Here is a 14,303-nt window from a genome sequence, read left to right on the forward strand (position 1 = left end):
TCATTTGCGAGATTGCACCGATGAATACGCCACTCGGACCGTTGCGCCGACACTACACGTTGTTCCTGTTGTTCGTGGTATCCGCTGTAAGCCTGATCGACCGCCAGATCATGGGCGTTGTGATCGAGCCGATCAAACAGGAGTTCAATGCCACCGACACGCAGATGGGGATGCTTACCGGCCTGGCCTTTGCCGTCATCTACTGCCTGTTTTCCCTTGGCATGGGGCGCTATGCCGATCGCAACAACCGGCGCAATCTGATCAGCGCGTGCTGCGCGGTGTGGAGTTTAATGACCTTGCTGTGTGGCATGGCCACGGGCTTCTGGACCCTCGCGCTGGCCCGGTTGGGCGTGGCAGTGGGCGAGTCTGGCAGTGGCGCGGCTTCGATGTCGGTGATTGCCGACCTCTACCGCCCGGCCCAGCGTCCCAAGGCTATCAGCGTGTTCATGCTGGCGCCGCCGATTGGCACGCTGTTGGGGCTCAGCGTTGGCGCCTGGATCACTTACTACCATGGCTGGCGCGAGGCTTTCATCTGGATGGCGGTACCTGGATTGGTGGCGGCGCTTCTGCTGCGCCTTACCGGTAGCGAACCTCTGCGCGGCCACTGGGAGGCCATGCGCGGCACCGCGCACGAAGGCCAGGGTGAAAGTGCTTTGCGGGTGATCCTCGACGCTTGCCGTAATGGCCCCTACCTGAGCATCGTCGTGGCCGGTGCCTTGCTGGCGTTCGCCGGTTACGCCTTTGGTATCTGGAGTTCGGCGTTTCTGGTGCGCAGCCACGGCCTGTCGATCAAGGATGCCGGCGCGATCATGGGGCTGGCGGCCGGGCCTGGCGCGATCATCGGTTCGCTGTCCAGCGGCTGGCTGACCGCCCACCTGGCCCGTCTGGACGTGCGTTGGCAGCTGGGCATCCCTATCATCGGTGCCTTGCTCGCCATGCCGTTGGCCATTGCTTCAGTGCTGTTTCCGGCAACCGACCCCTGGACCCTTGGTAGCCTTGTGGTGCCCAGAGCCACACCGTTCATTTTCGGTATGTCGGTGTTCGGCATGTGGTGGATGGCGCCCAGTTACACCGCCGTGGCGCAGATGGTTGCACCGGGGCGGCGCGCCACACTGATCGCCTTCTTCAACTTCGGCATCATGGCCCTGGGGGCCGGCCTCGGGCCTTTGGTCACCGGCATGCTCAGCGATGCCTTGACCCCTGGCCTGGGTGGCGATGCGCTGCGCTGGGCGCTGGTGGCTAGCACCGGGGCCTATGCACTGGCCGCCTTGTTGCTGATGCGCACGCTGGGTGGCTATGCCCGCAGTTCCCACGCTCAGATGACGCAGGCGGTGGCGGGGTAGGTAAGCTGCGTGCAATGAGAAGCGCGCCATCAGGCGCGCTTTTTTGTGGCTCTGGGTTCAGACGCTCTTGCCCACGTGCTCCAGCGCTGCATCCAGCGTGGCAAGCATTTCATCTGCCTCGGCTTTACCCAAGGTCAATGCCGGGCTCAGGCACAAGGTGTTGTTGAAGCTGGCAAACGAGCGGTTGGTGCGGCTGATGATCAGCCCCCGGGCCATGCACGCCGCGGCAACCTGCATGGCGACTTTCTCGTTGACCGGCTCGCGGGTCTCGCGATTGGCGACCAGTTCCAGGCCAAGGAACAGGCCCTTGCCCCGTACATCGCCAATCAGCGAGTGCTTTTCTTTCAAGCACAATAGGCCGGCCATGAGGTATTCGCCCATGTGTGCGGCGTTCTCCAGCAGGCCTTCCTGTTCGATGATGCGCAGGTTCTCCAGTGCCGCAGCCGGCCCTGCGGTGCAGCCACCGAAGGTACTGATATCGCGAAAGTAGGCCGCGCGGTCATCGCTTTCACCCCGGAACAGCTCGAACACCGCCTCGGTGGTGACGGTGCAGGAGATGGCGGCATAGCCCGAGGCGACGCCTTTGGCCATGGTCACGATATCCGGCTGGATACCGTAGTGCTGGTAGGCAAACCAGGTACCGGTGCGGCCCAGGCCGCAGACCACTTCGTCGATGTGCAGCAGAATGTCGTACTTGCGGCACAGTGCCTGTACTGCCTGGAAGTAACCGGCAGGGGGAGGGATTACCCCGCCGCCTGCGGTGATCGGCTCCAGCACCAGGGCGCCGATGGTCTCGGGGCCTTCGCGCAGGATCACGGTTTCAATGGCCTGGGCAGCCAGTTCACCGTAATTGCCCACCTCGCCAAACTGACCGCGGTACTCGCAGCAGTGGGGCACTTCGACGAAGCCTGGCGTGAACGGGCCGTACTGCATGCGCCGCTCTTCCTGGCCGGTGGAACTGAGGCAGGTGATGGTGGTGCCGTGGTAGTCGCGCTCGCGGTAGAGGATCTTGGTCTTCTGCCCGCCATATTTGCGGTGGGCTATCTGACGTACCATCTTGTAGGCTTTTTCGTTGGCTTCGGAGCCGGAGTTGGAGAAGTACACGCGGCTCATACCCGGCATTTTCGCAATCAGGGCCTCGGCGAAGCGTGCTGCCACTGGCGTGCCGGCGGTCCCGGCGAAGTAGTTGAGCTGGACCAGTTGATCGCGCACCGCATCGGCGATGGCCTGCCGACCATAGCCGACATTCACGCACCAGACGCCACCGGACGTTGCATCGAGGTAGCGGCGGCCTTGGGCATCCCACACGTGCAGGCCTTCACCACGCACCATCATCGGTGGCGCAGCAGTGTCGAAGTTCTGGTGCTGGGTGAGGTGGTGCCAGACATGCTGGCGGTCGAGTTCCTGCAGGGAGGCGAATTCGGTCATGGACGGGCTTCCTTGGTGGGGTAGGTTGGGGCGGCTCATTGCCGGTGAACGGCAAAGTTGTTCCAGGCCTGGGTGACTGGCATCAGTTCCAGGCTGTTGATGTTGAGGTGGGCGGGCTGGTTGAGGATCCACAGGATGGTTTCAGCGATATCGGCTGGCTGGATGGCGTTGGCGCCCTGATAGATGCTGTCGTATCGGGCCTGATCGCCGCCGAAACGCACTAGCGAGAACTCGCTTTCGCACAGGCCGGGTTCCAGGTTGGTGACGCGTACGCCGGTGCCTTGCAGGTCGCAGCGCAGGTTCAGTGAAAACTGGCGGACGAAGGCTTTGCTGGCGCCGTACACGTGGCTGCCGGGGTAGGGCCAGTTGCCTGCGATGGAGCCGAGGTTGACGATGCCGGCGCCTGCGCCGTGGGCGATCAGGCGTGGCAGCAGCAGGCGGGTGCTGTAGAGCAGGCCTTTGATGTTGGTGTCGACCATGGTGTCCCACTGGTCGAGGTCGCAGTCCTGGGCGGCATCGGTGCCCAACGCCAGGCCAGCGTTGTTGACCAGTCCGCGCAGGCGGCTGAAGCGCTCGGGCAAGCTGGCGATGGCGGCTTGCATGGCGCTGCGGTCGCGCACATCGAGTACCAGCGGCAGCACGTCGGTTTGCGCCGACAGTTTGTCGGCCAGGTGCAGCAGGCGTTCCTGGCGGCGGCCGGTGATGATCAGCGACCAGCCAGCCTCGGCGAAGCGCCGGGCGCAGGCTTCGCCGAACCCTGAGGTGGCGCCGGTAATGAAGACGGTAGGTTGCATCGGTAGTTCTCCTTGATCGACGAGTCAGTGTTGCCACCAGCCGAGCAGGCCCAGGCTGGCGAGAATGAGCAGCAGCCACTGGGTGCCCAGGGCTGCGGTATGCGGGGTGATGATGCGGAACAGGCGTTGGCCGAGCAGCAGGCCGAGGGTGAGGGCGGGCAGCAACCACAACGCCTGGCCGAAGGTGGCGTGCGACAACGAACCGTGCACTGCCAGACCGACCAGGGCGGCCAGGTCGACAGCGCAGAAAAACAGGATCAACGTTGCCCGCAGGGCGCCGGGGCTCAAGCGTAGTTGGCTGAGGCAGGCCACCAACAACGGCCCACCGATGGAGAAGGCAGCGATGAGTGCTCCACTGATGCCACCCACCAGGCTGAGTGTGAGAGGGTCTCGACCTATGGGCAGGCGAATGCGCGCCAGGCCGACGAGGGCCAAGCCACCCACCAGCAGATAAACGCAGAAGGTCAGCCAGTGCGGGTCGCTGCCTGCAAACAGAAGCAGACCACAAGGAACGCCGAGCATTGCGGCCAGCAGCAGGCAACGCAGCAACGGCAGGTCAGCCTCTTGCCAGGCACGTCCCAGCAACAGGGCGCTACTGGCGATTTCCAGGCAGAGGATCAGCGGCACCGCACGCTCCAGCGGCATCAGCAGGATCAGACCGACCACCGACACGGCGGCAAAACCAAAGCCGGTGAGCCCACGCACGATGGCGGCGAAGAACACGCACAGGCTGGTCAGGACAAGGGGCTGTTCAGCGATCACGGGCGACTCCAGTGGGCGGTTGCCGCCACTCTAGTCGTGCGCCCGAAACGCCCCTAGGGCCAGATCGCCCTGGTCATGGTGCCAGTTGCAAGCGGCGCATTTCCTCCCAAGCCGCACCCAGGGCGACGATTCCCGGCTCGATCTGCGCCTCGTTGATGGCGCCGTAGCCGAGACGGAAGTAGCGCGTTGGGGGGTGTGGGCCGAGGAAGTGGATGTCGCCCGGCTCGATCAGCACACCACGCTTCGCCGCCAGCCGCTGCAGTTGCCAGGCGTTGAAATCGGCAGGCCCTTCGACCCACAGCGCCGAACCACCGGCCAGGCCGCTGGTCTGGCAGTCCGGCAGGTGCTCGGCCAGCGCACGACTGATGCATTTCCACTTGCGCGACAGGCTCTCGCGCAGGCGGGCCAGGTGCGCGTCGTAATGCCCCAAGGCCAGGAACAGTGCCAGCATGCGCTGGTTGTTGGCCGGCGGATGGCGGTACTGGTAGCGGCGTAGCGCACGAAGTTCGTGAATCAACTCGGGGGCGGCGACGATGAAGCCAAGGCGAATTCCGGGCAGCAGGCCCTTGGTCAGGCTGCCCAGATAGATGACTCGACCGCTGTCATCGAAACTCTTCAGGGCCGGGTGATTGCCACCGAGGTGATTGTGCTCGCTGTCATAGTCGTCCTCAATGACCAGCAGGTCCCGCTGGCGCGCCTGCTCCAGCAGGGCCATGCGCCGATACACCGGCATCGTCACGCCGGTGGGCGACTGATGGCTGGGGGTGCAGAAGATCATCTCGCAGCCTTGCAACTGCTCGTCCACCACCAGCCCCTGACGGTCGATACGCAGCGGGCGAAGCGTGCAGCCGGCCAGCCGCAGGATGTTGCGGGCGTCGACATAACCGGGGTCCTCCAGCCCGACCACTTGCCCAGGCCGCCCCAGCAGGCAGCTGAGCATGTACAGGGAGCTTTGCGTGCCGACCGTGATGAGAATTTCCCCTTCGTTGGCCTTGATGCCACGTCGGGGCAATACGCGCTGGAGGATCTGCTCCACCAGCAGAGGGTCATCCATCATCACCTGGTCGTCGACCCAACTGCGCATGTGTGCGCCGCTGGCAGCGATCCGCCCGCAGTCGCGCCAGCGGGCGGCGGTCTGTTCGTCGTGCTCGACCTGGCCATAGATGAAGGGGTAGCGGTAGTCACGCCAGTTGCGTGGTTTGACGATGGCCTTGAGCGAGGAGGGTTGCTGTTGCAGCCGGGTTGCCCAGGCCGGTGCATGCTCCGGGCGTTCGGCATGCGCATGGGGACGTGAGGACAGGCTGACATTGAGCTGCTGGCGGAGGAATTTTTCGTTGATGAAATAGCCACGGCGGTCAGACGGAATCAGGAAACTGTCCTGCACCAGATGGTCGTAGACCAGCACCACGGTGTTGCGCGAGACCTTCAATAGCTTGCTCAGCGCACGGGAGGAGGGCAGTGCGTCACCGGGTGGCAGGGCACCATCGAGAATGGCCTGCAGCAGGTTTTCCCGAAGTTGCTCCTGCAGGCTTCGGCCACTGACGAAAGGGCGGAAATAGCGTTCCAGCATAGGGCAGGGTCCATGGTCGTTGCACTGATGGGGAGCGGCGGCGAACACCGCAACCTTGGCGTTGCGCACCCGCGCGGCCTCGGCGGAACTGGCTCCACGCTTCCCGCTGTCTGGATCTAAAGCAAGCTTCGGGCCGGCACTAAGATCGCATGGCACCTCACTGCACCTTTCTGGAGAAACCGCCATGCTGAAGAACCTGCACCGTTTGTTGTTGGCGCCTGCCGTGGTCTTGTCATTCGGGCTGTCTGCCGCCGCCCATGCGGAAACCGTCACCATCGGCATACAGAGCATGTATGCCCCATGGAAGAACGCGATTGCCGAGCAAGCGTTCGAGAAGGCCACCGGCTGGGATATCCAGTGGCGCAATTTCGACAGCGGTGGTGATGTGATGATGGCGATGGCATCCGGTGACGTGCAGATCGGCGTGGCTGGCAGCAGCCCGATTGCCTCGGCAGTCAGCCGTGGCGTCGGCATCGAGGTATTCTGGGTGCTCGACAACATCGCCAATGCCGAAGCGTTGGTGGTTCGCAACGGCAGCGGTATCAATGCACCGCAGGACCTGGCCGGCAAGACGGTGGCGGTTCCCTTTGTCTCCACCACCCACTTCCATACGCTGTTCGCCCTGGAGCAGTTCGGCCTGGTCGGCAAGGTCAAGGTCATCAACCTGCAACCTTCGGACATTCCCTCCGCCTGGGAGCGCGGCGACATCGACGCTGCGTTCATCTGGGACCCCGCGCTGGGCAAGCTCAAGCAGAGCGGCAAGGTATTGATCAGTTCCGGCACCCTCAGCAGCTGGGGCAAGGCGACCTTCGAGGCACTGGTGGCAGACAAGAACTTTGCCGCCAAACACGCCGACGGCATGGCCGCGTTCACCAAGGTGCTGCAAAGCAGCACGGCCGATTACGTGAAAGCCCCTGAGACCTGGAATGCAGCCTCGCCGAAGGTTGCCAATGTCGCACGCATTTCCGGCGGCAAGCCCGAAGAAGTGCCGTCGGTGCTCGCGCTCTATGAATTTCCGCTAGCCGCCGACCAGGCCAGCCCCACCTGGCTCGGCGGTGGCAAGGACGGCGGTGCTGCCAAGGCCCTGGCGGCTACCGCCGAATTTCTCAAGGAACAGAAGAAGGTCCCGGCAGTGCTGCCCGACTACAGCGTTGCCATCAATGCAAGCTTCGTCGACGCGGCGAAGTGATGGTCGAGGCTGCCGGCACGCAGCGGCAGCCTTCACTTCTGAAGGGGAATCGTGATGAGCCATAACCTGAAAATTCATGATGTGTCCGTGGTCTACCCGAGCCAGCAAGGCGGCCAACCGGTAACGGCATTGTCCGGCGTCAACCTGACCATTGAACGCGGCGATTTCGTCATGGCCCTGGGGGCTTCCGGTTGCGGCAAGACCACCTTGTTGAACCTGATGGCGGGGTTCATCCGGCCAAGCAGCGGCGTCCTGACGTTGGGCGAGTTTCAAGGCCAGGTGCCTCAGCAGATCGAACCAGGCGCCCAGTTGCGCGACCAGATCACTGGGCCCGGCGCCGAGCGTGGCGTGGTGTTCCAGAAGCACGCCCTGATGCCCTGGCTCAACGTGATCGACAACGTCGCCCTGGGCCTGAAGTTTCGTGGCGTTGGCCAGAGGGAAAGGGAGGAGAGGGCGATGCACTTTCTCCAGCTGACCGGCCTGGCGGATTTTCGCAATCACGCCATCTATCAATTGTCGGGTGGCATGCAACAACGCGTCGGCATCGCCCGGGCGCTGACCAACGACCCGCACATGCTGTTGCTCGACGAGCCGCTCGGCGCTCTGGATGCACTGACACGCGAACGCTTGCAGGAGCTTTTGCTGGATATCTGGCAGAGCACCGGCAAGATGATGTTCTTCATTACACATGACGTTGAGGAAGCGCTGTTTCTGGGTTCGCGCCTGATCATCATGTCGCCACGCCCCGGGCGGATCACCCACGAATTCAAGTTGGACTTCGGCCAACGCTTCCTGGAGTGCCGTGATGCTCGCCAGGTCAAGTCCATGCCGGAATTCATTGCCCTGCGCGAGCAGGTACTGAGCATCATCCACGGTGAAGAGGAAGCGGCATGAGCCAGTTCAACATGAATCAGCACAAGGCCGTTCAGCGCACCTTGCAAGCGTTGCGGCGTGGGCAGTCGGCCAAGCCAGGCGAACAGTATGGCGCGCCGGGCAATGGGTCGAGCCTGGCGCTCAGTTGCCTGACGGTAGCAGCGTTCTTTGCCCTGTGGTTTGCCGCCACCAACCTGGGTTGGATCAAGCCGTTGTTCCTGCCGAGCCCCCAAGCAGTATGGGACCAGCTGGTCGCAGTGTCTCAGGATGGCTTTGCCGACGCGTCGCTGGCGACCCATATCGGCTGGAGCGCGCTCAGGGTGTTCAGCGCCTTCGCGCTGGCGGTGGTAACGGCAATCCCGCTGGGCATCCTGATGGGGGTGAACCGGGTGGCACGGGGCATCTTCGACCCGTTGGTGGAATTCTATCGGCCGCTGCCGCCGCTGGCCTATCTGCCACTGGTAGTGATCTGGATGGGCATTGGCGAAGGTTCGAAGGTGTTGCTGATTTACCTGGCGATGTTCGCACCTTTGGCGCTAAGCGCAAGAGCAGGGGTTCGCTCGGTGGCCATCGAGCAGATCCATGCCGCGTACTCGATGGGAGCCAGCCGGGGCCAGGTGTTGCGGCATGTGATCATGCCAGCAGCGTTGCCGGAGATGCTCACCGGCATGCGCATCGCCATTGGATTCGGTTGGACGACCCTGGTGGCCGCTGAAATGGTTGCGGCCACGGCAGGGCTGGGCTTCATGGTGCTCAGCGCATCCAAGTTCATGGTCACGGAGGTGGTGATCATGGGCATTCTGGTGATTGGCTTGATGGCGTTGCTGTTCGACATGGGCATGCGCTGGCTGGAGCACCGATTGGTGCCTTGGAAAGGACGGGTTTAACAAGGCCGATATCTGAAATTTGATGGCATGTGGGTGAACTCGGCCTGCAGTCACCCACATGCAGCAGGGCTGCGCTAGCTGTTGTCAATGCGTGTGGTGATGACATCCTGCAACGGCTCGCCGTTGCGCAAGCGTGCCATCAGTTCGGGTTCGGCAAGGTCCGACTGCAGCGCCTTGTCGATCACCGAGGTCAGCTCTGTTGCCGGTAGGATCAGCACGCCGTTATCGTCGGCCAGGACGATATCGCCAGGCTGAACCTCCACCCCGGCACAGTGCACGGGTACGTTCAGCTGGCACGCCTGTAGCTCGTTGAGATCAGTGACCACACCATCGACAATGATGCCGACGGCCCCTGCGCTACGGGCCGCCAATTGCGTCACGGCCCCTGCGCAGGCGTGGGCATGATCGCCAGCCATGTCGATCACCAAGGCGTCTCCCGGCTTTAGCGCGATTTCCAGGCTCACTCCCCAAAGCTGTACGCAGACGGTTGTGCGAGCGGGTGGGGCATGGCCGAGAATTTCCCGGTACACCTCGTTGAATGGCCCGAGCTGATCGGGATCAGTCAGGTAGGCGTTCACTTTGACGATGTGCGAAAGGCTGGAGCCAGCGGCTTCGAGGATCGCGGACAGATTGGCGAAGGTCTGGCGAACCTGGTCTGCGAAACCACCGCTGATCGGCTCGCACGTCGTGAGCAAGCTGCAACTAGGCGAAAAATCTGGTTTCCTGACACCTCTAGCAAACCGTTTTTCGCATGCTGAAAAGCCACCAGGAATGAAATGAGAAAGTACCTCACCGTAGCAATCGCAATGCTGGCCCCGCTGGTGCTCTCTGCTTGCTCCACCACGGGCACCGCAAAGCCGCCTAGCGAAACGGCCATCACAACGCCCAGATACCTGAAAAGTGCCCTGTACGGCGTCTGGTACTCCAACGCCGATGACGGCACCTCCCAGGCGCTGGCACTGTTGCTGCTCAAGGCGGACGGTTCAGCCACCGACTTCCTGATCCTTAACGAAAAAGACTCGATGCAAAAAATCGTGCAACAGTCGTCCTGGTCGTATGACGCTGAACGTAATGTCTTCGAGCAGACAATCAGCGAAGTATCCGTCCAGAAGGGCAAGGCCCCCGCGCAGGTGACTCATCCGCATGAAGTCATCCGGGCGTCTGTTGAACTGGTAACGTTGGATAACAAAGTGATGGGCATCAAGTTCAAGCGGGAAGATGGCGAGGTCACCGGTTACCTCAAAGGCAGCGCCGCCATGCTCGAGAAACTCAAGCGCATCCAGTAAGCACTATTCGAAAGCCCGCCGAAGCGGGCTGATTGCTTTCACGGCTCCATGACCGGGCATTCCACTCGCAAGAAGGGGAAAAGCTCGTCTGGATTTCGGCATTCATCGTTCAGCTTCACGCGCGCCGCTTCCGCCAGCGATCGGGTCGAGTAGCTCGGCTTCAAGCGCAGTTTTTCTTGATTGTCATAAATGTCGAAACCACCTGAAATGGTTGCGGCGTAGAAGCGGGACCCTGATTGAAAGGATTCTTTTTCGATGGGTACAGCTGGAACGATAACAAATCTTGTCTGCATGATTCGCGCCTCCCCAGGCAATGACCTTAGTATTAGCCTGAGGTGTGAATGCATCAATATGACTCATCGAGACGATTCAATGGCGCGCCGTGTCACCGCTGTCAGGCAAGCGTTTGCGACATGGGCGGTTGCTCAGCGTTGAGTCTTGTTCCCAGCCCCATTCGAAAGCCGAACCCCTCCTATGACCGACAGCACCAAACCCAACCGCGCCATCTACGACCTGGACATGCTCCGCGCCGTGGTCATGGTGGCCGACTGTGGCAGCTTCACCACCGCCGCCGCGCGCCTGCATTCCACCCAGTCCACGGTCAGCCAGAAGGTGCGCCGGCTGGAGGAAATGGTTGGCCACCAGCTGCTCGACCGCAGCAACCGCGAGGTGCACCCGACCGATGCCGGGGAAACCCTGCTGCGCTACGCACGGCATCTGCTATCAGTGAGCAACCAGCTTAGCGAAGCGATGTCGGGCGGGGTTTCGGTCACCGTGCGCATCGGCCTGCCGGACGATTTTGTCGCAGGCAAGACGATGCAGGCCCTGGCAGCCTTCAACCGGCTCAACCCGACAGTCAAGCTGGAAATCACCGGCGGCCTGAGCCGTGACCTGATGAGTACCTACGACCGCGGTGAGCTGGACCTGGTGCTGGTCAAGCAGCGGCGCCACAGCCGCGAGGCCAATGCTTGCCAGCCGGAGCGCATCGAGTGGATCGACAGCGCGCAGTATCCGAGCTTCGCCCAGGACCCGATCCCGCTGGTGACCTTTCCGCCGCGGGGCCTGTACCGCGATGACATGATCAGCGCGGTCGAGGCCATGGGCCGCAGTTGGCGCATCGGCTTTACCAGTTCGAGCCTGGCGGGTATCCAGGCGGCGGTGGCCAATGGATTGGGCGTCAGCCTGTTGCCGTCGCGGGTGGTGACGGCTGGGCATCGGGTGCTGGGGGCGGAGGAGGGGTTCAAGCCGATCCGGGTGTTCGAGGCGGCGATCTTCCATCGGCCTACGGCGGATCCGATGGTCAAGGAACTGGCCGAGATACTGATCGGCATTCTGCGGGCAGAGGCTGAATAGAGATCATGCCTGGTTGTAGGAGCGGCCTTGTGTCGCGAAAGGGCGCTCCTACAAAGGGGCCGCGTCAACGAGACGATCAGCGACGCAGTTCGGTGGCGAACTGCGCAGCCTTCAACTGCAACTGCGCAGGCCCGCCCCAGAACGCGCCGTGGCGTACGATCACCCGTTCATGGATGGCTGCAGCCACGGCTGCCGCCGCATTCGGCGCCTTGAACAGGATGAAGCTGGCTTCGTTGCCCACCTTCAGCCCGTAATCCTGCTTGCCCATCACCCCGGCGCTGGCCACGGTCGCCATCTCCAGCGCGACCTTCAGTTCCTCGTCGGTATTGAACCCGGAACGGTAGCTGACCAGCATCGCCCGTTGCAGCATGTCGCCGTTGCCGTAGGGCCACCAGGCGTCCTGGATATTGTCGTTGCCGGTGAACACCCGCACGCCACCCGCGCGCAGGCGCAGCACGGGCGGGAAGGCATGTTCGCCGGGGGCGTTGGTCATGATCGACACGCCAGCAGTAGCCAGCACTTCGGCAGTGCGGTCAACCACGGCGTCGCTGACATCACCCAGGCCATAGGCGTGGCTGACCGCTACCAGACCTTGCATACCCAACGCCTGGGTACGGGTGGCGATGCGTTCGAGCTGGGCGATGCAGATGTCGCCCGGTTCGTGCAGGTGGATATCGACCTTCACGCCATGCCGGTCGGCAATGCCGAAAACGATATCAAGCTGGGCTTCGGCGTCGCCGTCCAAGGTGGTCGGGTCGATGCCGCCGACCACCTGCACGCCTTCGTGCACGGCGGCTTCCATCACTTCGGCAGTGCCGGGGCAGGTCACTACACCGGCTTGCGGGAACGCCACCAACTCGATGTCGATCAGGTCTTTCCATTTGTCGCGGGCTTCGAGGATGGCGCGCAGGTTGGTCAGGCCGGTGCTGGCGTCGACGTCGACATGGCAGCGCATGGCCAGGGTGCCGAACGAGGCGGCCTGGCGCATCAGCGCGTCGGCGCGCTCGACGATCGGCGGGGCGCTGGCGAGCTCGCGTTTCTCCACGGCCAGGCGCTCGCGCAGGCTGGCGACGGGCTGGTGCGGGCGCCAGCGGTCGCCGACGAAGCTCTTGTCCAGGTGGATATGGCCATCGACGAAGCCGGGCAGCACCAGCAGCCCTTCGAGGTCGATGGTCTCACCGGCGGCGGTGCTGGCGCGCTGAGGGCCGATGTGGCTGATGCGGCCGTCGCGCACGGCGATATTCAGAGGTTGGCCATCGGCGTCGATGGCATTGATGAACTCACGGTCGTTCATGATGGGGCCTTTTTTCCGAGGCTTGGGTAGCGTCATACGGTAGGGATGATCCATGCCCCCCACAAATTAATTATCAGGATCGACCGCAGTGCATTTCTTGATGCAGGCAAGGGCTGTTGACCTGCATTAAAAAGTCCACTGAAGTCGATTCCGATAATTAACTTTCAAAGCCTTCAAACTCGGCCCAGGATTGACCGCGTGACCGGCCCGGCCGCCTGATACGGCGCTTTCAGGGCTGCTCAATACCCACAATAAAAACAAATGCCGTGTCGGAGTCCTCCCATGAACAATGATTCCAAGCTGCTGCGTGCCGCCTTGATTTTCATTGCCTGTACTTCATTCATCGTCTGTGGCGTGCAACCCATTTTCATGGGGTTGGTCAGCGAGCAACTGAGCCTGTCGCTCGACCAGCAGGGCTGGGTGGTGTCGGTCGAGATGGTCGGCATGACCCTGGGCACCTTGCTGTGCCCGATCCTGATGAAGCGCCACGGTGGGCGCAGCCTGTGCCTGTCGGTCGGCGCGCTGTGCGTGGCCCTGAGCGTCACCACCGCCTTCGCCAGCACCAACATGGTGTTGCTGATCGTGCGCCTGGCGGCCGGCACCTGCGCCGGGCTGGTGTATGCCTATGCGGTGTCGTCGCTGGGCCGTCTGCCCAACCAGGACCGCTCGTTCGGGCTGATGCTGTTGCTGCAGACGCCTGAATATTCACTGTTTTCCGCAGCCTTGCCGTTGCTCGCCGCGCAGAGTGGGACGGTAACCGCCTTGTGCGCGTTCGGCCTGTGGTACCTGCTGATCTGCGGCGCCAGCCTGGTGTTGCCGCGTCGCCCGGCAGTCTCGCTGGCAAGCGGCGAAAGCTCGCTCGCCCAGGGTGGTTCGGCGCGCACGGGGCGCACGGCATTGCTGGGCATGCTGTTCATGCAGATTGCCATCTACTGCGTGTGGGGCTTCATCGATCAGCTGGCGCGTGACCAGGGCATCGACGGTGTGGATATCGGCTGGGCGTTCGGCCTGTCGGCCATCGGTGGCTTGCCGGGGGCTGGGCTGCCGAGCCTGTTGGGCGCGCGGGTCAACCGCCAGCTGATGATTGCGGTGGGGCTGGTGGCGGTGTTCATCTCCATCGCCATGCTCACCGGCCACACCCGCACGCCGATGCAGTTGTTCGTTGCGCTGCTGCTGATCAACTTTGGCTGGGTACTGTCGCTGTCGTACTACATGGCGCTGATTACCACCAACGACCCGACCGGCAAGCTCACGCCGCTGGTCAGCATTACCTTGATGGGCGCGGCGGCGGTGACCCCGGCGCTGATTGCCCTGCTGGTGGAGGGCTCCAACCCGCAGTTGATCTTCCTGCTGGGCACGGGGGCGCTGGTGATTGCTTTTGCCGTGACCTGCCTGGGGGCGGGGAGCCGGGCAATACGCAGCAAGGCAGCCGCCTGAATGACTGCGCGCCGGTAATGGTCATTCAGTCTCAAGCGCTGCGCCTGAGCTGACGCGCTCGCAACAACGCCCCGCGCTGACGGGGCG

At 62.9% G+C, this 14,303-nt stretch carries 14 protein-coding genes; 7 read left to right on the forward strand and 7 right to left on the reverse strand.

Annotated features, from left to right (window positions below):
• The first annotated feature begins 20 nt into the window (after positions 1 to 20).
• A complete protein-coding gene (locus tag ACIPZ8_RS01645; protein ID WP_400719270.1) occupies positions 21 to 1,343 on the forward strand; it encodes a spinster family MFS transporter in 1,323 nt (440 codons plus the stop codon).
• Between the two features lie 57 nt (positions 1,344 to 1,400).
• Here the strand turns inward: ACIPZ8_RS01645 and ACIPZ8_RS01650 are convergent, their stop codons facing one another.
• The 4 genes from ACIPZ8_RS01650 to ACIPZ8_RS01665 all read right to left on the reverse strand — a co-directional run bounded on the left by ACIPZ8_RS01650 (position 1,401) and on the right by ACIPZ8_RS01665 (position 5,897).
• A complete protein-coding gene (locus tag ACIPZ8_RS01650) occupies positions 1,401 to 2,771 on the reverse strand; it encodes an aspartate aminotransferase family protein (RefSeq protein ID WP_400719271.1) in 1,371 nt (456 codons plus the stop codon).
• Between the two features lie 35 nt (positions 2,772 to 2,806).
• Positions 2,807 to 3,565 (reverse strand): SDR family oxidoreductase, encoded by a 759-nt coding sequence (locus tag ACIPZ8_RS01655; RefSeq protein WP_400719272.1) that lies wholly within the window; start codon positions 3,563 to 3,565, stop codon positions 2,807 to 2,809.
• 24 nt (positions 3,566 to 3,589) lie between these two features.
• Positions 3,590 to 4,327 (reverse strand): sulfite exporter TauE/SafE family protein, encoded by a 738-nt coding sequence (locus ACIPZ8_RS01660; protein WP_400719273.1) that lies wholly within the window; start codon positions 4,325 to 4,327, stop codon positions 3,590 to 3,592.
• A gap of 73 nt (positions 4,328 to 4,400) precedes the next feature.
• Complete coding sequence (locus ACIPZ8_RS01665; RefSeq protein ID WP_400719274.1) at positions 4,401 to 5,897, reverse strand: PLP-dependent aminotransferase family protein; 1,497 nt, start codon at positions 5,895 to 5,897, stop codon at positions 4,401 to 4,403.
• A 184-nt stretch (positions 5,898 to 6,081) separates the two neighbouring features.
• Between ACIPZ8_RS01665 and tauA the strand changes: the two genes are divergently transcribed.
• Genes tauA through ACIPZ8_RS01680 form a run of 3 tightly spaced genes read left to right on the forward strand, consistent with a single transcriptional unit; the run spans position 6,082 to position 8,846 of the window.
• Positions 6,082 to 7,086, forward strand: coding sequence for a taurine ABC transporter substrate-binding protein (gene tauA / locus ACIPZ8_RS01670; protein ID WP_400719275.1), 1,005 nt, complete (start codon positions 6,082 to 6,084; stop codon positions 7,084 to 7,086).
• Between the two features lie 54 nt (positions 7,087 to 7,140).
• Positions 7,141 to 7,980, forward strand: coding sequence for a taurine ABC transporter ATP-binding protein (locus ACIPZ8_RS01675; RefSeq protein ID WP_400719276.1), 840 nt, complete (start codon positions 7,141 to 7,143; stop codon positions 7,978 to 7,980).
• On the forward strand, positions 7,977 to 8,846 hold the full coding sequence (locus ACIPZ8_RS01680; RefSeq protein WP_400719277.1) for an ABC transporter permease subunit: 870 nt from the start codon (positions 7,977 to 7,979) through the stop codon (positions 8,844 to 8,846). Before ACIPZ8_RS01675 ends, ACIPZ8_RS01680 begins: the two co-directional genes overlap by 4 nt.
• Before the next feature lie 74 nt (positions 8,847 to 8,920).
• Here the strand turns inward: ACIPZ8_RS01680 and ACIPZ8_RS01685 are convergent, their stop codons facing one another.
• Positions 8,921 to 9,541 carry a Rid family hydrolase gene (locus tag ACIPZ8_RS01685; protein WP_400719278.1) on the reverse strand — a complete coding sequence of 207 codons (621 nt, stop codon included), beginning with the start codon at positions 9,539 to 9,541 and terminating at the stop codon, positions 8,921 to 8,923.
• Positions 9,542 to 9,622: 81 nt separating this feature from the next.
• Between ACIPZ8_RS01685 and ACIPZ8_RS01690 the strand changes: the two genes are divergently transcribed.
• A complete protein-coding gene (locus ACIPZ8_RS01690) occupies positions 9,623 to 10,132 on the forward strand; it encodes a hypothetical protein (RefSeq protein ID WP_400719279.1) in 510 nt (169 codons plus the stop codon).
• A gap of 38 nt (positions 10,133 to 10,170) precedes the next feature.
• Here ACIPZ8_RS01690 and ACIPZ8_RS01695 read toward each other — a convergent pair whose 3' ends face one another.
• Entirely contained in the window at positions 10,171 to 10,425 is a 255-nt protein-coding gene (locus tag ACIPZ8_RS01695; protein WP_400719280.1) for a hypothetical protein, read from the reverse strand.
• A 181-nt stretch (positions 10,426 to 10,606) separates the two neighbouring features.
• Between ACIPZ8_RS01695 and ACIPZ8_RS01700 the strand changes: the two genes are divergently transcribed.
• Positions 10,607 to 11,485: a LysR substrate-binding domain-containing protein gene (locus ACIPZ8_RS01700; RefSeq protein WP_400719281.1), complete on the forward strand. Its 879-nt coding sequence runs from the start codon at positions 10,607 to 10,609 to the stop codon at positions 11,483 to 11,485.
• A gap of 76 nt (positions 11,486 to 11,561) precedes the next feature.
• On the opposite strand, the gene ACIPZ8_RS01705 is transcribed toward ACIPZ8_RS01700, so the two are convergent.
• Positions 11,562 to 12,779 (reverse strand): amidohydrolase family protein, encoded by a 1,218-nt coding sequence (locus tag ACIPZ8_RS01705; protein WP_400719282.1) that lies wholly within the window; start codon positions 12,777 to 12,779, stop codon positions 11,562 to 11,564.
• A gap of 282 nt (positions 12,780 to 13,061) precedes the next feature.
• Between ACIPZ8_RS01705 and ACIPZ8_RS01710 the strand changes: the two genes are divergently transcribed.
• A complete protein-coding gene (locus tag ACIPZ8_RS01710; RefSeq protein ID WP_400719283.1) occupies positions 13,062 to 14,216 on the forward strand; it encodes an MFS transporter in 1,155 nt (384 codons plus the stop codon).
• The last annotated feature ends 87 nt before the right edge of the window (positions 14,217 to 14,303 follow it).

The sequence above is a fragment of the Pseudomonas sp. NPDC089422 genome (genome assembly GCF_044749405.1).
In the GTDB taxonomy this organism is placed as follows: Bacteria; Pseudomonadota; Gammaproteobacteria; order Pseudomonadales; family Pseudomonadaceae; genus Aquipseudomonas.